The 23,392-nt window shown below is 33.9% G+C and carries 24 protein-coding genes and 1 pseudogene; 2 read left to right on the forward strand and 23 right to left on the reverse strand.

What is annotated here, in order from left to right:
- Positions 1-239 precede the first annotated feature (239 nt).
- A complete protein-coding gene (locus WAX78_RS02445) occupies positions 240-944 on the forward strand; it encodes a hypothetical protein (protein ID WP_336480705.1) in 705 nt (234 codons plus the stop codon).
- 46 nt (positions 945-990) lie between these two features.
- On the opposite strand, the gene WAX78_RS02450 is transcribed toward WAX78_RS02445, so the two are convergent.
- The 19 genes and pseudogenes from WAX78_RS02450 to sleB form a co-directional block, all read right to left on the reverse strand.
- Positions 991-1,497, reverse strand: coding sequence for a DUF3189 family protein (locus WAX78_RS02450; RefSeq protein ID WP_336480706.1), 507 nt, complete (start codon positions 1,495-1,497; stop codon positions 991-993).
- 460 nt (positions 1,498-1,957) lie between these two features.
- The gene (locus tag WAX78_RS02455) at positions 1,958-2,557 is read right to left on the reverse strand and encodes an undecaprenyl-diphosphatase (RefSeq protein WP_336480707.1); all 600 of its coding nucleotides are present in this window, start codon (positions 2,555-2,557) and stop codon (positions 1,958-1,960) included.
- A 187-nt stretch (positions 2,558-2,744) separates the two neighbouring features.
- On the reverse strand, positions 2,745-4,163 hold the full coding sequence (locus WAX78_RS02460) for a HAMP domain-containing histidine kinase (RefSeq protein WP_336480708.1): 1,419 nt from the start codon (positions 4,161-4,163) through the stop codon (positions 2,745-2,747).
- Positions 4,160-4,834 (reverse strand): response regulator transcription factor, encoded by a 675-nt coding sequence (locus WAX78_RS02465; protein ID WP_336480709.1) that lies wholly within the window; start codon positions 4,832-4,834, stop codon positions 4,160-4,162. The genes WAX78_RS02460 and WAX78_RS02465 overlap by 4 nt, the downstream gene beginning before the upstream one ends.
- Positions 4,835-4,845: 11 nt before the next feature.
- Complete coding sequence (locus WAX78_RS02470) at positions 4,846-5,376, reverse strand: hypothetical protein (protein ID WP_336480710.1); 531 nt, start codon at positions 5,374-5,376, stop codon at positions 4,846-4,848.
- Between the two features lie 383 nt (positions 5,377-5,759).
- Positions 5,760-7,472: a PAS domain-containing sensor histidine kinase gene (locus WAX78_RS02475; protein ID WP_336480711.1), complete on the reverse strand. Its 1,713-nt coding sequence runs from the start codon at positions 7,470-7,472 to the stop codon at positions 5,760-5,762.
- Positions 7,473-7,708: 236 nt separating this feature from the next.
- A complete protein-coding gene (locus WAX78_RS02480) occupies positions 7,709-8,575 on the reverse strand; it encodes a Cof-type HAD-IIB family hydrolase (protein WP_336481341.1) in 867 nt (288 codons plus the stop codon).
- Between the two features lie 439 nt (positions 8,576-9,014).
- Positions 9,015-9,170, reverse strand: a complete 156-nt coding sequence (locus WAX78_RS02485; RefSeq protein WP_336480712.1) for a DUF1540 domain-containing protein — start codon at positions 9,168-9,170, stop codon at positions 9,015-9,017.
- Between the two features lie 70 nt (positions 9,171-9,240).
- Positions 9,241-10,464, reverse strand: a complete 1,224-nt coding sequence (locus WAX78_RS02490) for a cytochrome P450 family protein (RefSeq protein ID WP_336480713.1) — start codon at positions 10,462-10,464, stop codon at positions 9,241-9,243.
- Between the two features lie 171 nt (positions 10,465-10,635).
- Positions 10,636-10,992 carry a hypothetical protein gene (locus tag WAX78_RS02495; RefSeq protein ID WP_336480714.1) on the reverse strand — a complete coding sequence of 119 codons (357 nt, stop codon included), beginning with the start codon at positions 10,990-10,992 and terminating at the stop codon, positions 10,636-10,638.
- Positions 10,991-11,197 (reverse strand): annotated as a pseudogene (locus WAX78_RS02500) (DUF817 family protein); the annotation flags it as partial. The pseudogene WAX78_RS02500 and the gene WAX78_RS02495, both read right to left, overlap by 2 nt.
- A 65-nt stretch (positions 11,198-11,262) precedes the next feature.
- A complete protein-coding gene (locus WAX78_RS02505) occupies positions 11,263-11,661 on the reverse strand; it encodes a DUF1835 domain-containing protein (protein WP_336480715.1) in 399 nt (132 codons plus the stop codon).
- 521 nt (positions 11,662-12,182) lie between these two features.
- Positions 12,183-13,508 carry a hypothetical protein gene (locus tag WAX78_RS02510; RefSeq protein ID WP_336480716.1) on the reverse strand — a complete coding sequence of 442 codons (1,326 nt, stop codon included), beginning with the start codon at positions 13,506-13,508 and terminating at the stop codon, positions 12,183-12,185.
- 180 nt (positions 13,509-13,688) lie between these two features.
- Positions 13,689-14,453, reverse strand: coding sequence for a DUF3959 family protein (locus WAX78_RS02515; protein ID WP_336480717.1), 765 nt, complete (start codon positions 14,451-14,453; stop codon positions 13,689-13,691).
- Between the two features lie 239 nt (positions 14,454-14,692).
- A complete protein-coding gene (locus WAX78_RS02520; protein WP_336480718.1) occupies positions 14,693-15,715 on the reverse strand; it encodes a homoserine dehydrogenase in 1,023 nt (340 codons plus the stop codon).
- A gap of 107 nt (positions 15,716-15,822) precedes the next feature.
- Positions 15,823-16,335, reverse strand: a complete 513-nt coding sequence (locus tag WAX78_RS02525; protein WP_413789147.1) for a GNAT family N-acetyltransferase — start codon at positions 16,333-16,335, stop codon at positions 15,823-15,825.
- Between the two features lie 136 nt (positions 16,336-16,471).
- Complete coding sequence (locus tag WAX78_RS02530) at positions 16,472-17,077, reverse strand: YhcN/YlaJ family sporulation lipoprotein (protein ID WP_336480719.1); 606 nt, start codon at positions 17,075-17,077, stop codon at positions 16,472-16,474.
- An 18-nt stretch (positions 17,078-17,095) separates the two neighbouring features.
- Positions 17,096-18,436 (reverse strand): germination protein YpeB, encoded by a 1,341-nt coding sequence (gene ypeB / locus WAX78_RS02535; protein ID WP_336480720.1) that lies wholly within the window; start codon positions 18,434-18,436, stop codon positions 17,096-17,098.
- An 18-nt stretch (positions 18,437-18,454) separates the two neighbouring features.
- Positions 18,455-19,204 (reverse strand): spore cortex-lytic enzyme, encoded by a 750-nt coding sequence (gene sleB / locus WAX78_RS02540; protein ID WP_336480721.1) that lies wholly within the window; start codon positions 19,202-19,204, stop codon positions 18,455-18,457.
- Positions 19,205-19,398: 194 nt separating this feature from the next.
- On the opposite strand from sleB, the gene WAX78_RS02545 reads away from it, so the two are divergent.
- Positions 19,399-19,731 (forward strand): YqzG/YhdC family protein, encoded by a 333-nt coding sequence (locus tag WAX78_RS02545; protein ID WP_336480722.1) that lies wholly within the window; start codon positions 19,399-19,401, stop codon positions 19,729-19,731.
- Between the two features lie 183 nt (positions 19,732-19,914).
- Here WAX78_RS02545 and WAX78_RS02550 read toward each other — a convergent pair whose 3' ends face one another.
- The 4 genes from WAX78_RS02550 to kynB all read right to left on the reverse strand — a co-directional run bounded on the left by WAX78_RS02550 (position 19,915) and on the right by kynB (position 23,392).
- On the reverse strand, positions 19,915-20,823 hold the full coding sequence (locus WAX78_RS02550; protein ID WP_336480723.1) for a serine hydrolase domain-containing protein: 909 nt from the start codon (positions 20,821-20,823) through the stop codon (positions 19,915-19,917).
- A 120-nt stretch (positions 20,824-20,943) separates the two neighbouring features.
- Complete coding sequence (locus tag WAX78_RS02555) at positions 20,944-21,768, reverse strand: NPP1 family protein (protein ID WP_336480724.1); 825 nt, start codon at positions 21,766-21,768, stop codon at positions 20,944-20,946.
- Positions 21,769-21,890: 122 nt separating this feature from the next.
- Positions 21,891-22,730: a tryptophan 2,3-dioxygenase gene (gene kynA / locus WAX78_RS02560; protein ID WP_336480725.1), complete on the reverse strand. Its 840-nt coding sequence runs from the start codon at positions 22,728-22,730 to the stop codon at positions 21,891-21,893.
- 32 nt (positions 22,731-22,762) lie between these two features.
- Positions 22,763-23,392 carry an arylformamidase gene (kynB, locus tag WAX78_RS02565; RefSeq protein ID WP_336480726.1) on the reverse strand — a complete coding sequence of 210 codons (630 nt, stop codon included), beginning with the start codon at positions 23,390-23,392 and terminating at the stop codon, positions 22,763-22,765.

A 23,392-nucleotide genomic window follows, 5' to 3' on the forward strand; every position in this document is an offset into this window, starting at 1 on the left:
GCAGTAAGACCCCCATCTCAAGATTCAAGATAGGTGGGGATAACTGCTGGCATGCGCCCGATTAGTGAGAGTTTTCCATCAGTGGGGAAAACCCCTCCACTGATGGAAGTTTCACTTTATTTTTAAAGATAAAACATTTACTTTTTAACCAGTAAATAGTACAATATTAATATAAGAACAAATGTTCGTTTTATACTCCCTCTCCCCTATCGGATGGGTATTAGGAAGGATGGATTACATTGGCTCAAAATAAACGCAGAGGAAGAAAAAAGCATACTCCTACCATTTCAAATACAGGCTTTATTGGCTCTGTGTTTATCGATACATTGGAATTACAAAAAAAATCATATTATTTTTCCCGTAAACGACTACATATTGCACATCATGTATTAGATGGTCTTGTACAAGCAACCAGTTCTCTTTTTGCTGAACATAATGTTGCCGCTTATTTATCATGCGTGTATTTACATAAACAAAAGAAAATTGGTTTCGTTCTTTCTACGAAACCTTTTAAAGAGTCTGAAGGCGTTGCTTATTTTAAAAATTACTTAATTGAAAAGAATTTTTACAACGGAAAGATAGAAGAGATAGATTACCAAGAAATTTTTAATACTGGTTTTATTGGAGTTGTTTTTGCAGATTTATCTAGCATTGATCGCTTTAATTTTGAATTTGAAATGAGTCTTTTATCAAAGTTAATGAAAGACATGATTATTCCAGTTAAAGAGTTATTTTTACGTAATAAAATCCCCGCCTATATTTCTACGGTTGAATTGGAAGAACAAAATAAAATGGGATTTGTTTTATCTGTGAAGCCATACGATGAGCGTGCTGAAGCTGATTTGTATTTTGAGATGTATTTGAAAGAACGTGGTTTATATGTTGGTGATGAAGAAGAGGACATTGACAAGATTGTGATTCGAAAAAAAGTTGAGATATTATAACAAAAAGGATGGCTAATATATTGTTAGCCATCCTTTTTGTTATAAACTATTTAAAGTTTTCATTTTCTAATACTACAACATCATCATTTGTTAGTCTTCCGGCTTGTTTCGTATATTCTACAAGCCTAATAATATTATTACAGGCTTGTTTTGCGCCGAAAACTAATAATGGTACACCAATAAAATCGATTTTTAATCTTCTTGAAAATAAACCACCAAATGTCATAGCAATTGGAACAGTTGGTGATGTATTAGAGAATACAATTTTTTCATGGTTTTGATATTTATCTTGTAATAGCACACTTAAATTTTTTAAAGCTGGAACGACAACTTTAGATGCACCGTGGCCAACCGTATAAACAGGATCTCCATTTTCATCTCGTCCATGAAAAATGATTTTCCCCATATCAGAGGTTTTTAATTTATTGAAATAATCAACATTTAATATTTCATCTTTCGTAAGTTTTCGATCAGTCGGCAGCTTATTCAAATGGTACGCTGCTGCTAGTGAAGTTGTATGTGTTCCGCCATAGTCAGTATAGATATAAATCATAATACCATCCTTTAAATTGATGTATATTATTACTAGTATGACCATTTATCTGTATACTAAACTTTTTCCAAATAGCATACACTGTATGTCAAATACAAATGCAAACAGAAACAAGAAAAATACACTACATGTAAATGGAATCTATTTAGGTGATAAGATGAATGGATTTGGATAAGCAGGATTTGTGGAAGGATTTACAAGGGAAATGATGTACATACAAGATATCAACGGACAATATATACAAAACTCATCTAAATCTTATAAATGGGTAAATATATCAGATATGGAATGTATCCACCACAATAACAATTGCTTGTTCTTACAAGTGAGTTAGGATGTGCCTAATAAAAATTCATCCCTACCTTACCGCTGAGCTACTGCCCGTTACGCGTTTGAAGATGGGGATGAATTTCAGAAATATGTTAAGCTCCGATTTCAAATAAAATCAATTGTCAGATCGTTACATTGTGTGATTGTACTTAGATAATAACGGAATTCGTTTTGTTATTTTAGCGTAAACTTGGAACATTAGACGTGCTAAAGGTTCTATTTTATTTGTATATTTAATAACTAAAGCGCTTGTTACGAAAGTTAAAACGGCTCCCCCTATAATATCTGCTGGGTAATGGACACCAACATATATACGTGAAATACCAACTAGTATAGCCCAAAGTAAAGCGACATTTTTCCAAGCTTCTCCACGTAAAAGCATTGTAAATGCGATAGAAAATACAAGTACAGCATGATCACTTACAAACGAAGAATCATTAGCGTGTGGTACTAATTGGTGTACATGGTACGTGATAAATGGTCGTGGATGATAATATACTAAGTGAATCACAGCATTTACAAGTAATGCTATACCAAGAGAAAGAACCGTATACAAAGCTGTATATTGCTTACGAATAGCGGTTTCTTTTTGTTTGTTGCTAAACCATAAAGAAAGCAGGAAAATAATTGCAACAAAGGGTGCGCTCTTTGTAATGAATATCATTCCTTTATCTAGAAAAGTAGACGCCCCTGCCCAACTATTGATCCAGTGAAATATTGTGTAATTCATATCAGTTTCTCCTTACTTAATTAAACATGTTATCAATTATTGTTGATTTACACATTATACACTAGCTATATGAAATACTCTTTAATTTTTTCTCATCTTTTTCTCATTTTTCTTCTGTATCTTAAAAATTTCTATGCTAGTCTCTCATAACAAAAGCGGAAGATATATAAGATATCTTCCGCTTTTGTTATATATTTTTTACACAATAAAACGATAAAGTAACCTTTGTTCCTACGTGTTCTTTACTGTCTATCATGATACGTCCATTGTATTTTTCTGTAAGGCGCTTGGCAATGGAAAGCCCTAATCCATTTCCACCTTGTTTCCGACTTCTTGCTTTATCAACTCGATAAAAGCGATTGAGTACATATGGTAGATCAGATTCAGGTATGCCTACTCCATGATCTATAATGGTAATCTTAATTTCATCTTCTTCTATCTCACTTTTCAAACAAATGTATTTTTCATGTTCTTTTGTATATTTTATAGCATTATCTAGTACGATGACTAAAATTTGTTCGAGATAAGAAGAAGGAATAGAAACATAAGCATGATTCGCATGTAACTGTCTATCGAATTGAAAGTCAGCATGTAACAATTCGAAATTTTGTGTGACTTGTTCTATTACTGCATTTACATGTACAGGCTCGGCTGCAACAGGATATATTTGTTCAGATTCTGCTCGAGATAATTCTAATAACTCTGATACAAGCTTGTTGAGACGATCCACTTCTTTTAAACTCGAATTCAGAGATTTTTGCAAGACATCAGGATCGTCTTTTCCCCAACGATTTAACATAGAGAGATGCCCTTGTATAATCGCAAGTGGTGTGCGTAATTCATGGGATGCATCTTCAACAAATTGTTTTTGTTGCATGAAGGAAATTTCTAAATTGTCCATCAGCTCATTAAAAAGTAATCCAAGCTTGGCAAATTCATCGTTATTTTCGTGAATCGGCACTCTTTCTTTTAAACCATTTGTCTTTATTTTATTCATCGTATCTGTAATAGCTTGAACACTTAATAAAAGTTGCTTTGCAAGAATTGTACCGCCTAAAAAGCTAAGTAATAATCCGCCAATACCAGCAGCTACCATAACGAGAAAAATCAGCTTCATTAAATGATCGAAAGCTTCGAAATTTTGCCCAACTTCAATTGTGCCAGTAAATGTACGTGTTGTAATAGGCATACGCTGCACAAGTACATTATCTTCAAGATGCCTTGTCATAGAGGTTTCTGATTGATCAACATTCATTGGAACAACCCAGTTCGGATTAAAGTCGCGGGAAACAGTGACAAGTACTTTTCCTTTTGCATCCAAAATTCGAATCATTTGATTTTTATCATTTATACTTGCAAGAAACTCTTTGCTATTTTCAATCGTATTTGCTGTGTGATTTGTATTCTCGTTATTGAAATAGGCTGCTATTTCTTTTACTTGCCTATCAATTTGTTTTTTTTCATAATTTAGCGTCCAATGGTCAATGATAACATACTGTAAAATATTGTATAAAAAGAACAAGATAAATAATAATGCACTTGACCATAGTGTTAATTTCCATTTTACGGGAAGATTTCGGATGTGTTTTTTTAATTGCTTCATCATCGCATCACATACCCTACGCCTCTGACAGTTTGAATATAAGTTTCTTTGTCTTGGCTATTCAATTTATTACGTAGATAACGAACATATACGTCTACTATATTCGTCTCCACCACTGCATTGTATCCCCATACTTGCTCCAAAAGCATATCTCTCGTCAACACACGATTAATATTTTTCATAAACATCATAAGTAACTCAAATTCTTTATTTGTTAATTCAATGATCTCTTCTATTTTGTGCAACGTTCGAGATTCTACGTCGAGTTCTAAATCTTTAAATCTTAAAAGGAGTTTATTTTTATGTTCTTCTTTTTGATTCCGTCTTAAGATTACACGCATTCTTGCTAATAATTCTTCAATGGCAAAAGGCTTTGGTAAATAATCATCTGCGCCGCTATCTAATCCAGTTACACGATCCATAATACTATCACGAGCTGTTAGCATAATAATAGGTGTCTCTTTTGTTGCACGTAATCGGCGACATACTTCTATTCCGTTCAGACCAGGAAGCATTAAATCAAGAAGAATAATGTCATAATTATGGTTAAGAGCAGTTTCTAATCCTTTTCGTCCATCATACACAACATCTACTGCATATCCTTCATATTTTAGTTCTAACTCTAAAAATTCTGCTAAACTTTCTTCATCTTCTATAATTAAAATTCGTTGCAATACTATCACTCCTATACGTAAAGGTGAATAAGTAATCCAATTCCAAATATAATGGCAACAATTTGGTGAGCTTTTCGATACTTTATATATTTTTTCTTATCTTTTAGTTTGTGTAATAGAATCCCTGCTATCACAACAAGAACTAATCCTATCAAAGTGAAAATTCCACTATAAATCCGAATCATATGACGGCTACCTACCATTAAAAAATATATCCCATGACAAGTAGCAACTGAAAAAACTGCATATCCGATGAACATATGGTATTTCTTTAATAACATATAAAGTTCTTTTGTGTATTTTGCAACCGTTATTTTCCTTTTATGCAAATATAACCAAATATTACGAAATAACCATAAAGAACCTGCTGCAATCGCTCCGTATTCTGCCAGAGAACCAAGATTTTTATTCAGACCTTTTAATACGATTTGATCTCCTACCATGAAATTCAACACTAATATTGTAACACTAAATGCAATAATACAAGACCCTATAATTTTTATAGATAAATGAAAAATTTGATTGAATAGACTTTTTGACATTTCCATCCCCTTCTCCCTGCACTTATGTAAAGTAATGGTTGATTTATATTTTAACCATAAAAAAAGAAAAGACCGTGAAAGAAAGATTAAAATTAGATGAGAAAGTGTATAATTGTTCATTAAAGGATCATAATCTATTCATAAGTGTTAAATTATACATAGATTATGGATAGAAGGTTTAAATTAATCTTTTTACATCAACTTTTACAGTAAGCAGAATTGTTGGATGGAAGTACTATTTTGGAACAGGGGCGAGAAAAATATGCCTTTGAGGTGTATATTGGAGATTAGTTTAATAAAATGAGAGTAAAAGAATTTACCGATAAATAGATTCTTTTACTCTTAAATAGCTATTCACTTAAAATTACAAAACATCTCTTCTATTAAACAGATTGAGAAATTGGTAAATAAATTTCCACCGAGGTCCCTATTCCCACTTTACTTGTTATATGAATCCTTCCTTGATGACTTTCAATAATTTTATAACTAATCATTAGACCAAGGCCTGTCCCTTTTTCTTTCGTACTATAAAAAGGTTCTCCGAGTTTTATAATTCTTTCTTCTGGAATACCTATTCCTTCATCTGAAATACAAATCACTACCTCATTGTCGTTCATTTTTTTAGCAGTAATTATGATTTCCCCTCCATTTGGCATTGCTTCAATAGAATTTTGTAAAATATTGATAAATACTTGCTTTAATTGATTTTCGCAGCAATCAATATACAAGAAGTCAGGATATGTTTGGCATTCAATGTGAATATTTGTCATAATTGCCTTCGTGTTAATTAATGACACAACATTTTCTAATACGAAACAAAGGTTCTTCCTTTCGAAAGAATTTATCTCCGGTTTAGCGATCGATAAAAATTCATGAATGATAGATTCAATTCGCTCAATTTCAGAAATCATGAGTTGAAAATATTCTATATCACGTCTATCTCGAGTTTGTAATAATTGTATAAATCCTTTAATGACAGTTAGAGGGTTTCGTACCTCATGCGCAACTCCTGCAGCAAGTTGACCAACCGCAGCTAATGTATCTGATTTATTTAATAATTCCGCCGTCTTTTGCTTCTCTGTAATATCACGAACTATAACCATAACTTTATCTGCTAAAAGTGGCAAACATCTTGCTTCAAAAAAATAAGTACTATCATGCATTGGTAAGGAATACTCTACAATTTCCATAGAATTTTTCTGTTGTATTTCTGCAATTGCTTCATGCAGCTCTCGGGCGATATCTGAAGGTAAAACATCTTGAAATTTTTTCCCCATAAATTGTTCGACAGGTACATAAAACTTTGATGGACAGCCCGCTTTATAATCAACGATTGTTCCATCAAAATTGGTTAAAAAACATAAATCTGGAAGTGCTTTAAAGATTAATTCTAACTCTGAGGATTTTTCTATGAGTTCCTCTTCTACCTTTTTTCGATGCGTAATATCAATGCCAATTGCCCAATGGCTAAATCCAGGGACCGGGAACTCTTCTGATAGATTTGACCACACAATCGTTTTTTTATCACCGTTTTTACAAGTAAGCACCATTTCCCAACCCCGGAAGTTTTTACCCACCACAGAGAATTCATGTAGCTGTTGATTTCGGTATTCTTCATCGGGATAGAGTAATTCTAGTGCATGAGGATTTTTAACAATTTCAGCTGCGCTATAACCAGTTACTAGTTCGCATTCTCTATTCCATACAACGAAAACACCTTCTTCATCACATGCATTAACTAAAACCGGCATGCTTTGTAAAATGGTATACAGATTATCAGCAGGTATTGATAGATTTCCCTTAAGTTGATGCAATTTACTAGTCATTAACGCTGCAAGAGATTTGAAATATATTGTGCAAGACTCAACAAGATTTTGGGGAGCAAAAATGATGAAGTCACCAATAGCTTGTTCATTAATTATAATCGGGACATGAATTTTTGTATGTAAATTTAAATCGATGGATTGTGTACCGTAATGAAATAATACCTCTCCATTACAATCAAGAAGCCGATGTGAAATATGTGTTAAAAGATAAAATTGTTCTGCTATTGTTTGTATTTCCTCAATATTAATAAGTTCCGTAAGCCGGTACATATACTCCCACCTCTAACTCTATAAATGTAATTTAAATGTATTTATATTAATTTTTTAATTATGTCTAATTTTTAATTTATTTAGCTTTTTTATTATACGAATTATATTCATCAAGGTATATAGAAAAAGAAAAGTTATTTAGAAATTTTTTGTTTTTCAATAGAATTGAGGAGGAAAGTGGATAAAAACAAAAAAAAGAGAACAAATTCCAACAAAAGTTGTTCTCTTTTTCATCATTAACTATTTATATTATTTAAGACATAGCGGCGAAGGGCATAAGCAACACCGTGGTCATCATTTGAAAGTGTTTTGTAACGACAAATTTCCTGGATTTCTTCCACCGCATTTCCCATTGCGATAGATATGTTGGCTTTCTCCATCATAGACATATCGTTTAAACCATCACCAATTGCAACAGTATTTTCTCTTAATATACCAAGATGATTCGCTAACGTATATAAGCCATTTCCTTTTTGGGCGTGAATATGATTGATTTCAAGATTGTGCCAGTAAGATGCGGTAATTGATAATTCCTTATTATTGATGAATTGATCTTTCAATAACATTAAATTGTCCTTCTGATACGAGAATGGTAGTATTTTATGAATATGAATTTGCTTTGAAAATAGTGGTTTGCAACTTCCAATTTTTTCGATTTCAGTATGCTGTAAATATAAAGCTGCTATATGCTTTAGTTCTTCTTTATCAGCAAGTGAATCAGATTCCATTATAAAATCCATCTCAAATTGAACCCTTTCTTCGCCATATTCCGGAACGTATACACCTTGATCTGTGTACAATTGATAAAACATATTTCTTTCTTCTAGGTAATCAACAATTTCTTTCGCATGTTCAGTTGCGATTGGATATCGTTGTAACATTTTGTTATTTGAATACAAAATTGCACCGTTTTCTGCAATGATAGGACAGTTTAAATTTGCTTCTTGCAAAAGTTTTTGAACATCTATTATAGAGCGCCCTGTACAAATAGCTACAACATGGCATTTTTCCTGACATTCCTTAATAGCGGCAGCATTTTCTTCACTAATTATCTTCTTTGATGTAAGAAGAGTTCCGTCTAAATCAATTGCAATGAGTTTCATTTTATTCCCTGCTTTCATTTCTATATAACGATTGATATCGTTCTCATATATAAGTGTATTTAACAACATCTTAGTTATAATTTATGAAACGCATTTCATGTCAAGGATTAAATGGTTTTTGTAATAAAATTATGAATATGTGCTAAATACATATTTATAATTTAAAAATCGTTAGAAAGGATATTTCTCTTGGCTATCAGAAAATAATCCATGTCTGCTTTGTTAAAATGAGATTCATTTAAAGATATGAAATCCGTTATTTATTTGTTTTACAAAGTTGAATGAAACAATATATACAAGAAACAAGCTATTTTACTTCAATGTAGGAATATTCTTTCTTGAAATAAAAAAATGTATAAAACTATGAATGGAAATGATATTTATTATCAATAATATAAATAATAAAAGGGTAACCTACATCTTGGTTACCCTTAGAAAATTAAACTTCTGGTATAAATGTTTTACAATCTGTTTCTTTACTATCAGATGCTTGTTTACCTGTATGACTTACTACATAAATAGCCTCTGCATTGCACTTATTCCCATTACCCCAGTACTTGCAGTTATTTACTTCACAAAGAACATCTTGAGCCATAGTATGACACCTCCTTTTTGTTTAGTATTAACAGCCTAAAGGAGTGTCATACTATTTCATGTATATTCGGTTAGAAAGATAATGGTAATTCCTCTAATGATCTCATTAAATAATTACCACTCCACTTTACGTCCTCCCTTCTTCCTTTTATTTTAAGATTAGGCATTCGATGTAATAAGGTAGGAATTGCAATTTTTGCTTCTAAACGTGCGAGCGGCGCACCAAGGCAGAAATGAATGCCATGTCCAAAAGAAAGATGACGGTTATTTTTTCTTGTAATATCAAAAACATCTGCGTTTGGAAATATCTTTTCATCGCGATTGGCAGAGGCTAATGAAATGATAATCGCATCTTTTGGCTGAATGTTTTGATCATGTAATGTAAATGATTCCGCTGCCCAGCGCATAGTCGTTAATTCAACAGGGCTGTAAAAGCGTAATGATTCTTCGATTGCCGAATCAATTAAATCAGGATTTTGTCGCAGAAGTTGCAACTGATCAGGATGCTCAAGTAACGCTAACGTCATGTTTGTAATTAAATTGACAGTTGTTTCGTGTCCAGCAACGATAAGCAGCATAATCATCGAACTTAATTCTGGTGCACTTAATTTTGTTCCTTCGCTTTCTACTTGTATTAATGCACTTATTAAATCGTCTGAAGGATTTTCTCGTTTTTTATCTATTAAATATTGTAGATAGTGAACGAATTCACCTAGTTTTTTATCGACTTCAAGAATAGCTTCTGGCGTCTCTGGAGAATCAATGACTGCATGTGACCATATTCTAAATTTATCTCGATCTTCTTGAGGGATACCAAGCATCTCGCTTATCACAATAATTGGCAGCGGGAAAGCATAATCGTTTACAAGGTTTATAGTGTGCTGGTGTTCTACTTTATCTAGTAAAGTATCAGCAATGGATTGGATACTATCTTTCAGTTGTAAAATCATCTGCGGAGTAAAAGCTTTTTGAACAAGGGATCTTAAGCGACTATGGTCAGGTGGATCAGAGTTTAGCATCTGTTTTCTCAAAAATTCTCCATTTTCTAGTGTAAAAGAGGCTTCAAATTCTTCTTTACTAAATACATTTTCAGCATTTTTCAGTAATCGTGCATCTTTCAAAAGACTCACTGCATCTTCATATCTTGTAATAAGCCAATTTTTAGGATATACCGGATAGACAGGATGAGATGCACGTAACTCTTTGTAAATGTCATATGCTTCATATTTAAATTTTGATGAAGTTAATTGTATCTCAGGCAATATGTTGCGATTCATTTCATTGTTTGAAGACATACTTCCAACCTCCACCTTTAGAAATATTTGGTGACCGTAGCACCTAATGAACATTATAACGTATTGAATTTTATAAAAGTTGAGAAAATTACGACTAAATATTACTTTTTATGTTGAAACAAAAAAAAGAGATGTTCAGTTGTACACCTCTTGCTTGTTGATCTATATAAATTACGACTCTAACTTTACTATGTTAGGTACATCCTCCCTATCATATTTTTTTGTGTATGTATTTCCATCTGGAGTAACAAATATTAAAGTAATCTTACCGCAAACACCGGAGTAAAATTGAAACTCCCCTTGTGAATTTGTAACAGTACGCTCCTGATTAGCGATTGAATTTTCATAAACTTTTACATTAGATACAGGTTGATTCTTATGGTTTACCGCAACAGCTTTTATTTGAACAGCATTAGCTCTACAATCTAAATCGTTTTCATAATTCATTTTATTGAATACGGCAATCACTATTCCGAAAGCAACTATTACAATACATGTAAAAAAGGCTATTACTCTTCTTTTCTTCAAGACGGATCGCCTCTTTTGTTTCTAGCCCTGTTTCATACATTCCATATTGGATGAGAAGACAAACGAGTAAGATAAAATCATAACGGTATAGACCAGGAATATGGATAAACTTCGAAAGAGCAAGTGTTAAAAAGATTAGTACAGGAAAAATGCAGGAAAGAGCTTGTTGATAACTAAAATATACCAATTGTCGTAAATATACCATTGTTACTCTCCTCAAATCGTGTATCAGCTGTTTTATTTAACGTATTTCCGAAAGAAGTCCCATCTTCAAGCGCGTGACGGGCAAAAGTCCAGTGGTAAGGTGGGGATCCATTGCTTTCGCGCCAGTTGCCCTGCCTCTTGATCTAAGTGAAAAAGAGGGCCAACAGAAAAAGCATCAGAAAATAACAAAACATGCTCTTCTTGAGTGTTGGCTTCTTTTAGAGCGTATTTTAAAGAACCTGCTGCTGAATCATCAAAAGCGATATGGACATGCTTACTTTTCGTAATATCAGTCTTTAGTATGTGTTGTTGAATTAATTCTCTCGGTGTATTTGTAAGGGAGGTAAATGCTTCCTTATTAAAATGTATTTCTAGTGAGTGAAGTTGTGTGAGTATATTGAAGAGCACTTCCTTTGCTTCGTCTTCAGTTAAATGTTCGAGTGTTTTCTGTAAATGTTTGAGCATAATTTCCCCTTTATGTGTGTATTTTTATTAGGTATGTAATTGGCAGAAGCTCTAAGCAAAGAACACATTATATAACTGAGTTAACATACACAAAATATATTCGATTGTTTCTCTTATTAATTATACACTATCTTCATGCTTAAAAAGGAAGATTAGCTAATCATACTGGTAATCCAATACGGTAAAACAATAGAATACAATATCTAGTATACATAGCAATCGAATGGAGTGTACAAGTATTAGCCACTGAAGGAATTACTGACGAGCAACTACCTCCTATATTAAAAAGAAAAGCATTAGGAATTGTAAAAAAACTACGCGAAATTAATAAAATTGAAGATTCTATCAAAAAAAGAATTTGTGAACGGAGAAAAATTTTCTTACTTAGGTCACCATTACCGCTTGAAAGTATATAAAACAAATATACTATCTATTCCTTCCTACTTTAAAGTAGGTTTATTGCGGAAATTCCATATGATATAGATAACCGGAAATTCAATGGAGATAAATGGAGCAATTGTTTAAAGAATAGTAGATGTACGTTTTTCTCCATTTTTTCTCATTAAAAACCAAGCTGGTTTATTTTTTGTCGTGCGATTACCTTTCGCCATATAACGAAAATAGACTTTATGTTCTTGTAGTGGAAATAAAATTTTGCTAAGCTCCAAGCCACCGATAACCCATAATGTTCCGCCTCGATTACGTTTATCTATCATTTTGACATTTTGTGATTTCAAATAAGTCAAAAGATCAAACTGCGCGGTTTTTTCCTGTTCTTGCTGTGCATCTTGTTTTGATGTTGCTTCGATTGTTTTATTCGTTGTTGTTTTTGATATTCCATTTGTTAAGTGCGAACCAAATAAAAACCAAGCTGGTTTATTTTTTGTCATCCGATTGCCTCTTGCCACAAAGCGAAAGAATATGTTCTTTTCTTTTAATGGGAATAAAATTTCATTTAACTCCCAGTCGCCAAGCGCCCACAATGTACTTCCAAATTCACGTCTGTCAATTACATCTACATTGTATTTTTGGAGATATGCAACTAGATCAAAAGTTGTGTCAGGTACTTGTTCTATTTTTTCTTCATTAGAAATAACAATTGGCGTTTCTTCTATTTTCTCTTCATTAGAAATAACAATTGGCGTTTCTTCTATTTTCTCTTCATTAGAAATAACAGTTGGTGTTTCTTCTATTTTCTCTTCATTGCAAATAGCAATTAGTGTTTCTTCTATTTTCTCTTCATTGCAAATAGCAATTAGTGTTTCTTCTTGTTTCTTGACAGCGACATTGATTATCTCTTGTTGTTGCATCATTTGTGCGAATACTTCTTGTATCGTTGTTTGAATGGATTTTCCAATTGTTTCTTCCACTGTTTTACTTACTAGTTCTGTTAATTCATCGTTATTAATCTCAGATGTTTTTTGTGGCATCTCCGGATTGCAATAGCCCGGAGCTTGGAAGCTGATATCACCATATAACTCCATAAACCAAACTGCGATTTTAAAGACAACACGAAAGATTTGCATGGATTCTACGATACTACCGTAATACACATTATGAGTAATTTTATTACTAATTTTATGAATGAAACTAAAATAATCACGGAACTGTTCATCTATAATTCCTTCACGAAATAGCTTATATATGCGTTCTACATGCTCTACCTCATATACACTTTCTAAATTTTCTTTATCCCATATCTCTTTTGCAACGGCTTCTCCAAATAAACAAGCTTTAACGATTGCTCCATGCGGATCATTATAGACGCACTTTTCTATGCTATATGCAATATCCGCTAGTTTTGGAAACTGCGGTTGCAAAAAGGAGAGTACATATTTTTCTTGCATGATGTCCTCCCTGTTATTAATGTATTTTTTATATATTTTACTATAAGATCGTGAATTATATATTTTGTCTTCATAAAAAATTTCGATGTTTAATATGGTTTTTATACAGTGAAAAACCCGCATCCCCCACTGAATATATGCGGAGGATTACGGGTTTTTATAGTTGTACAAACATATTTTTTATGCATTATAACGATTTTTTCTTCGTTCCATTCTCGTTTGTCCTTGTATCGTTCCAGTATTGCTATGTTGTTCTGTTTGTGTTGTATGATAAGTTGGTGTTCTCTCTTCATAGTTTCGTTCATACGGACGAGTTTCTCTTTGTTTGGAAGATTTTTTACCGAACTTAAACATTTTAAATTTAATTCTTGGCAAACTTGGAATGCGAATTTTAAATGTAGGTCTCATTCGCTTCTTTTTTTGTTTAAATGCGCTTGATTTTTCTTGTCTGTTACTACTGTTATCACGATGTAGTGCGTTTGCAAGTAATCCACCAAGTAAGAAACCTGCCACTAAAATGACTAAATACAATCGTTCTGTTGTGAGTAAGTTCATCATCCGTCCTAGAACGGCTAATGATTGTACTTGTTTTATATCCCACAACATAGTGCCCCATAATGCGAGTAATCCTAATGTAATTGCATACGTACGGAATCGGAATAAAAACGGGATTACAGCAATACATGCAGCAATTTTGGCATTCGCTACTAAAGAGCTGGTTGTTACGAATTGATTCCAAATGGTCAGTAAGAGTGTGATAAATGCTGTATAAGCTATCCAACTAAATATTCGTGAATGCATTTTTTTTGCATAATAACTTCCAAAACTAGTTAAAAACAATAATCCTCCCATAAATAATGATAATTGTAGAGGCATTTGTTTCATTATACCTGCAACTGGGAACAGGACACTGAGCACCATTAACAGTACATCAAGTTTTTTCACAATTCTCAATCCCTTTCAGCTTTCTTTCTAGCTTCTATATCATAATGGTATTTTTCTGTTTTGTATATGTACAATTAGTTAAACAATAACGTGTTTAAAAAATATCTTAATCCTATTCATACCAAAAAGTAAACAAAAAAACTCAATGATAATTGACAATAGATTACTATTTTTATATTAGAAAATGACAAATCCCCTTCTTCCAAATAGGCAGGATTTGTACATAATTGTATATCAGATTATAAAATATTTTTTCGATATAGATTGATTACGTCTTTTAAAGCTGCTGCTGCTGCTCCCCTTGGATTGGATGCACCGCCGATGGAAGAAACTGCCCCCATTGTATCCGTGTAAAAGGTAATTCCTTTTTCAGTTCCTATAACACTTGCTAGTGAGTGGCTTGAATCTACTGCATATGGTTGTACTTCAAGCCGCACTTCTCCGGCATCGCCTGTATATGCTCTAGCTAGTAATTTGAATTGTTTTCCTTGTTCTTTTGCTTTTCGTATATCTTGTTTTGATAGATTTTCTATCCCTTCAATGCTTATATCTTCAAGTGTATATTCTGTATGCAGTAAACTGTTCGATAGCAGCAATAACTTACAAGCACTATCCATTCCGCTTACATCTAATGAAGGATTTGTTTCAGCAATTCCTTTTTGCTGTGCTTGTTGCAACGCTTCAGCATATGAAGTGTTGTCTTCATGCATTTTCGTTAAAATATAATTTGTTGTACCGTTTAAAACGCCTTCAATACGTTCAATCTTGCATCCTGCTAAGCTGAATTGACCTATATCTAGTGTAGGAAGTGCCGCTGCTGTTGCGCCGCTATAACGGATGCGAACATTTGCGGCCCGACCTGCTTCACTTATTTCTTTCCATGATGTAACAAGCGCTCCTTTTGAAATAGAAACAATATCCATTCCGTTTTCAATGGCCTGTAAAATATACTGCTTTCCTGGATTGCCGTTTTCAAGATTGGTTGGTGTAGATTCAACGAAAACATGACCGTTCATTTTTTCGTTACGAACGGAATGTTGTTCTATATATTTGTGTAAAGCTTCTGATCCCCCGCCTAGTTTAAGTAAAGTATCGATACAAAGCCCTTCTGGATGATATAATTTGAAATCACGTCCAATAATACCAACAAGGATTAACTCTAAACCGAATTCTTTTTGAATAAAGGATGATTTTTCATGAATGAGTTTTACAAATTCTTTTCCAACGGTGCCATAGCCGGCAAGTATTAATTTTATCTGCATAGTATCCTCCGTAAATGCTTTCAATAGTTTATTAAACTTAATAAATAAAGAGGATATACACTCTCACATCAAATGCATAATCCCCTTATTATTATAATATAGTTAATTTATTTTGTATCTTCTGAAGTATTCTTTTCCAATGATAAGTATAAAACTAGTTGTGGTCCAATTGATCCCATTCTACGATGTCCTCTATCTTCAAATCCGACTGTTACATATAATTTTTGCGCAGGAATATTTCTTTCATTGACCGCTAACACAATTTCTTCTATGTTCGGAAAATATGAATCTACATAATTCGGTAGCTGATATAACGCTTGTTTTGCGTATCCTTTTCCTTGTTCTGCGTAGTTGATTGAAAACGAAACAAGCAACAAAGAATTTTCCTTGTTTGTATATTCTTGTACACGATTACCGGATTGCAAAGCAAAAATACCGACTGGTTTGTCGTCAGCCAAAATAACGATAGGATTTCGAGTTGTATCCTGCTCTGTTTTGTCTAAAAGTTCCATTGGATGAGATGTAAATTGCACTTGTTCTTCAGGCAAAGTAAACGTTTGTAATGATTCTTTAAATTTTTCCGTATATGGAACGAGTTGAATAGATTTATTCATTTGCATGACCTATATTCCTCCATTTACAAAAACATATGTTTTCTTTCATGCAAAATCATACAACATTTTCAGTAATAAATAAAATATTCAGTTTTTATTCTCGAGAAGTAATCCCCGTGCTATATAACACGGGGATTACTTTTTATCGTTTTAAATTTTGATTGGATTGATCAACTTGTTCTTGTTTTAGTTCATTTTGTTCACTTCTGTTTAATTGTTGATCATTTTCTTTTGTTGGATTGATCTGTTTTTTTTCAAATACATCATTTGGAACTTGCGGCATTACACGACCAACAATTGCTGCGAGTTCATCAAGAATGCCTTCACCAGCTTTTCCTTCTTTTATTCGTTTGCCCATGTCTTTTAAGCGCTGATACGTATCGATATCTGCTACAACGACTGCATTTGCTCCGAGTGGGTCATGTTTTAAGCTTTCCGCTACTGAATATTTAATTGTCTCTACTCTAGAACGGTCTAGTTTTGCGTTGACATCAATTCCGACTACAGCGTATTTTCCAAGTACAATTGCCGTCGCATCGTTTACACCCGGTACGCTCGATGCTAGTCTTGCCAAGTGATCCGCTACTTTTTCATTTGATTTATATGTAACGTCTTGATTTGTTTCGCTTTTTGTTCTAATTAATTTAGCATTCGAAGTTGGACTTGGACTCGCTGCATTATCGTTCTTTTTTGTACTGCAGCTTGCTAATAGAAGCAAACAGATACAAAAATAAAAGAATTTTCTCAAAGGTGTCACTCCTATTCATTAATCAAAAACTTGTTCTACACTTTGTAATTTTTTCACTTTTTCTTCCATGCCATTATTGGCATTAATAAAGATTTGATATGTGTCTTTGCCAAGTGTCCCTAAAAATTCATAACATAGTACCTCTTTATGCAAGTCATTTACAACGACTGCTTCACGCTCTTCCATAACTTTTAAATTGGGATTGATTTTCTTCCGTGCATCCGAAACCGATAGTGTTGGTTTTGGGAATTTTAAGTCTTTACGAGAAGCTAAATAGTCTTTTGCCGAAAAACCGACAATCGAACCGTCATCGAGCGCAATTTTCATTTGAATGGATTCTGGATATATACGCACGTTGTCCCGATTCGTTACAAATGTGAAAACACCGACAGAATCGTATTGCGAACTTTCATATAACTCCATGTTTTTGAATTTATTTTGCTTTAAAAAGGAAAGTCCCTTATCTCCTGCATCCTTTAAGCTAATTTTTTGTTCTTTAATTTCCCGATTGTTCATGACCCAAATTGGAAAGCCGCCTTGTTCAGTAATGTCCATATTCGTTTCACTATTTGTCTTTGGATCCTTTACAGTAATGCTATAAAATTTTTCTTTTGCTCCCTTGCTACTTTTTTCAACAGAAATGTTTTCGGATCCCTTTAAACTAAGGAAAGATTTTGCAATATTTATTGCTTGGTCTTCCGAAATTTTTGGACCAGATATGTGCGTCTCGCTTTTTTTCTCTTTTTCCAAACTTGTAAACGTTGGTCCAAAATGGCTTTGGGAGTAAGATTGACTGTTTTTTTCCACTGTTTTAAAGCCATCGATGATTGTGTTGTCAGCTGGATTATTATTAGAGGCAAGAGCTAATTCAACATCCATCCAACGTAAGTTGTTTTTTAGTGCAAGATGCTGTACTTTGCGCAGTTCATCTTGAATATTTGCAGCATTATTATATAGCTGCTGGAGTGTATTATATTCTTGATCGTTTAATGGTTCTTTATCTAAATCACGTATAGCTGTACGGTAACTAAAGTCTCCAATACTCGATAGAAATTCTTCTGTTTTATTAAACGGAAGCAATGTAAGTGGCAACTGGCCAATATCAGAGTGTGCCTGAGATGTGATGCGCCACACGTCAGCTAATGCAGGTGATAATGATGTTCGTGAATTCATTGCTAATGTTGTCCCGATTTTATCGTGTAATATATCGACTTGATATGCTAAATCATGGAATGCTCGCTGGTAGTTATTTTCAGCGTGAATTAATACCGCATTTTTCTCTTGATGTTCTTTATATCCCCAATATCCTGTACCTACAACTCCAATTGTTAATAAAACGATAATGAGACCTCTAAACATATCTCATCCACCTCCTAACTAGTTACAAAAAATGTGTCTTCCAATTTTTTTAATTTGCGGACGACTCCAAATCCATTTGCTTGTTGCTGTATCTGGATTAAAGTAATAAATCGCGCCTCCAGATGGATCCCATCCGTTAATCGCATCAAGTACAGCTTTTTTCGCTGTTTCATTTGGTGTTAAATTGATTTGTCCATCCGCAACAGCGGTAAAGGCACGCGGCTCATAAATCACACCTGCCACTGTATTTGGAAAAGACGGGCTGCTGACGCGATTTAAAATAACAGCTGCTACGGCAACTTGTCCGATATAAGGTTCACCGCGAGATTCCCCGTATACAGCATTTGCTAATATTTTAATGTCGTTTTGCGAATATCCATTTGGAACATTTGTACCTTTATTTGGCGCCGGTTTGTTATTTTGCTTATTTGCGGTATTATTGGATTGTTTTTCATATTTTGTAGCTTTAACTAGTTTTTGTTTAGTAGATGGGCCTGCAAGTCCGTCAACCGGTAATCCGAACTTTTGTTGGAAATTCCGAAGTGCCCAATATGTACCCCAACCAAAGACACCATCTACTTTTCCGTTGTAAAATCCAATATATTTGAGCCTTGATTGTAGTTCGGTTACATCTTCTCCAGAAGCTCCTCTTTGAATGATTTGATTGGAAAAAGCCCCTACTTCCTTCTCATGGATATTACTTACTAGCAAAGCAGTCGCTAATGTAACGAGTAAAAGCGGTACTTTGAAGAAAGCTTTACGACGCATAGTTCAACCTCCTTGAAAATGACGATGATTTCAAGGTTATTTTTTGTAAATGATGCGATTTTATGTAAGGAAGACAAAAAAAGGCAGATTCATATGAATTTGCTTAAGTGTAAACACTATGGAAAATGCTATAAAGTGAAACTTCCATCAGCGGGAGTCTTACTGCCCGTTAGTACAGGAGAAAGGAGCTTAGTATGAAACATTTATATACCCGTTTATTTATATGTGTTGGAATTATTACAATAGCTTTATTTATATACAGACCTTTCTCCATCAGTCATGCGCAGCCTCCATATGCAAAATGGGGAAAGCTTGCGGTGCAAAAGACGAAAGAAAAATATCCACAGGCTGATATTATCGATTATCTTCATATTGGTAGACGTCCTAAAACAGTAAATATATCAGTAGAGAAATTTAAGTTATGGTTACGAGAAAACGGAAGAGAGTTCGGGGTATTTGTTGATGTAGAATTTGAAACAAAAACAGAAAAATTTTTAAACATTTATTTTAAAGAAACACCGAGATAAGAGAAAACAAAATACTGTAACAGAAGAACAAACGTTAGATAGAAGGAGTAGATTTGTTGTTTTACAATACGATTCGTATGAAGTGAAACTTCCATCAGTAGGAGGTTCTTCATCCCCCACTGTTGGAAAGCTCTCACTGCCCAAAAGTAGAGTACTAAAAAGGCCGGGAAATACCTGTCCTTTTTAGTGCATTTCTTGTAAATGTTTTATAAACAGTTTAAGCGGCACCAAGCCCCGCTTTGGCATTTGACTACTTATGACTACGACTAACTCTAATTGAGGAACAATGATAATATATTGTCCACCATATCCCATCGCAAAATATGTATGGTATGGTATGTTGAAGTTGTTTGGATCTAATACCCACCAATGATAACCGTATGCCCCAATATGTTCGTATGTTGTATATCTTTCTTGATGGGATTGCCTAATCCAGCTTGAAGATACAAGTTGCTGTCCGTTCCAATATCCATTTTGTAGACATAACAAGCCGATTTTCAGCATGTCTTCTGCTTTCATTTTCATGCCAAAGCCGCCGACAAAAATTCCCTGTGGATCTTGTTGCCATTCATAGTCGGTAATATGTAAAGGATCCAATAGATGTATCTTTGCAAATTGTTCCGTCGTCATGTTAGTTGTTTTTTGTACAATATAACTTAACAGATGTGAAGAACCTGAATTATAATTCATTTTTGTTCCGGGCTGATTCATCAGGGGCTTCTTTAAAATATAGTCTATCCAATGATCGGACTCAACAAAATCATTTGGGAAAACAACACCATTTCCAAATTCCTGCCATTCCTCACCCGTTGTCATCGTTAATAAATGATATATAGTCAGATCTTGTTTTTCTTTTGGTATATTTGGAATCCACTCTACAATGGGTGTATGTATACTATGGATATAGCCTTTTTCAATTGCAATGCCAATTAAAATAGAGATAATACTTTTTGTTATCGAATTAATTTTATATACATTTTGTGCACATTTCTCTGTTTTATAATATTCTGTAACGATTTCACCTTTTTGATAAACGAGAAAAGCATTTACTTTTCTCTTCTTAAATGCAAGTTCTAATTCTGGTAAGTTCAATAGAAACTCCTCCATTACTACTTATTGCTAATTTGACTATTATAACGGAATTTAAAATGAGAAACAAAAAAGAGTAGATTTTTTCTACTCTTTTTATATGTATTCATATGAGCGTTTTGTTTAAGGAAGTGGCGGATTATCCCATTCTTCGCGTTTCCAAGGTGCTTGGCGAGGATCACTATATTCATCTGAGTATAGGAGATAAGCCGGATCGCCGTAATAAAATGTATCAGGAGCAGCTAAATATTTTGTTACACCATCAATTGGATCATTGCTATAGAGAATCCATGGTTGATTCGTTTGATCCCCTTCATCAAGACGTCCGTTGTGTTTTGTGATATCTCCATTATAACGAATTTGCACTCCATCTTCTTTATCCCATTTCATTGCATGAGCTCCTCCATCAACACCAATTAAAGGATGCCCATCATCTTTTGGGACTTCTGCCCATGTCCTTATTTTATAACCATTGTGACTCGATATAAGCAGATGAGTTGGAACACCATTTTTTAAGTAAACAAAATACTTTTCCCAATCGTGTTCATGGTTGTTAATCCAATCATTGTCAGCATAATAAAGCCAATATTCATATATTTCATATTCTCCTCTTTTAGCAATATGAAAATAGACAGCTGGTTGTTGATTATTGGGACCACGATTTGTTAACCCTGTTGATCCTATCCCTGTTACAGCATTTCCAATTTTGAAACGAATTTCATTTTCTTTATTATGTTCAATATCGTTATCATAAGACTGGAAACGAAATGCGTGAGGGAAATTTTTTTCTCCTGTATCCATCCAATCTGTTCCATCAAATTGAAGTGTTGCTAAATAAGCAGATGGATTGGGAGCTGCTTCAACATTTGATGAAAGGATTCCAAAAGATATCCCTATTGCAGAAAATGATATGAGTGTCTTTTGAAAGACATCTTGTTTACTAAACATAATTTTTTCACCTTCTTTGTTTCGTATAAGAATAATATAATTCATAATTCCAATTTAAAAATATGCAAATAAGCATAAGAGCTTTTTCATAGAGAAAGCTCTTATGCTTATTGTTTAATCGTTTATAGTTTTGTTCGAATAGCCCAAAGCTCTGGGAAAAATGATTGGTCCAGTACACGTTTTAAATAAGAAACGCCTGAAGAACCGCCAGTTCCCATTTTATGTCCGATAATACGTTCTACAGTTTTCATATGACGGAAACGCCACTGCTGCAGCCAATCTTCGATATCGATGAGCTTTTCAGCCAGTTGATATAAGTCCCAATATTTCTTCACATCTGAGTATACCTCTAACCACGCCGCTTCTACTGTTGCATCTGCTTCATACGGTTGTGTAATATCGCGCTGAAGCAGATTTGGATTGATTGGAAATCCTTCTTTCGCAAGAGTTTGAATTGCAACGTCATATAAACTCGGCGTATGAAGTGCCTTATGTAGACGAGCATGCAATTCTGCATCTTTTTCATAGATTTTCAGAACATGTGGCGTTTTATAACCAAGCGCAAATTCAATCATTCGATATTGATAAGATTGAAATCCAGATGCTTGACCGAGTGAATCACGAAATTCAATATATTCAGCTGGTGTGAGTGTGGCAAGAATATCCCATGATTGAATAATTTGCGATTGAATTTTCGAAACACGTGCAAGCATCTTAAAAGCAGGTGCAAGATTTTCATTTTTGATTGATTCAATAGCTGCTTCTATTTCATGTAAAATTAATTTCATCCAAAGCTCGCTCGCTTGATGAATCACAATGAATAACATTTCGTCATGATGATCAGAGAGTCGTTTTTGGCTTGATAGTAAACTATCTAATTGTAAATACTCCCCGTATGTCATGTTATTACGAAAATCTGTATGAATTCCTTTTTCCATAATTACTTTTTCATTTTCTCTCATATGTGGACATCCTCTCTATGCAGTGGCTCTTTTTATAATGGTTTTATAACAGCACGAACCGGGCTACCGTCTGCATCTGTTAACGAAAGCGGCAGGGCGATAAGTTCGTAGTCTCCATCTTGTACATGTTCTAGAACAACATTTTCTAAAATGTGAATGCCGTGTTTAAATAATTCATGGTGTGCTGCTAGCTCTTTATCATCAAGCGGATCAACAGATGGAACATCTACACCGATTAAGCGTACACCTTTTTCATGAAGATAGGGCGCAAGATCAGCACGTAAATACGGAATTGTTTCAGGAAATACGTGTGGATTTGTTTTTGATGAGGTCCGCAATAATAATCTACTAACCCCTTCTAAATCATGCATTTTTAATTCTTCTGCTCCTATGCTTTCATAACCCGTTACATCAATAATTCGAGCTGGGCCAATGTAGATGTTAACGTCAAGATCACTTACTTTTTTACCATCATTATCAAAGTGAAACGGTGCATCAATATGTGTACCAGTGTGAATACTCATTGAAATTTTCCCAACATTAACAGATCCGCTCTGTTCTTTTGTCCATGACACTTCATAGGAAAAAGGCGTATCGCCCGGCCAAGTGGCAATATCATTGTTTAGAGGTTGAGAAATATCAATCCACTTGTTTTCTTTCAT

Source organism: Bacillus yunxiaonensis (assembly GCF_037104695.1).
GTDB lineage: Bacteria > Bacillota > Bacilli > Bacillales > Bacillaceae_G > Bacillus_A > Bacillus_A yunxiaonensis.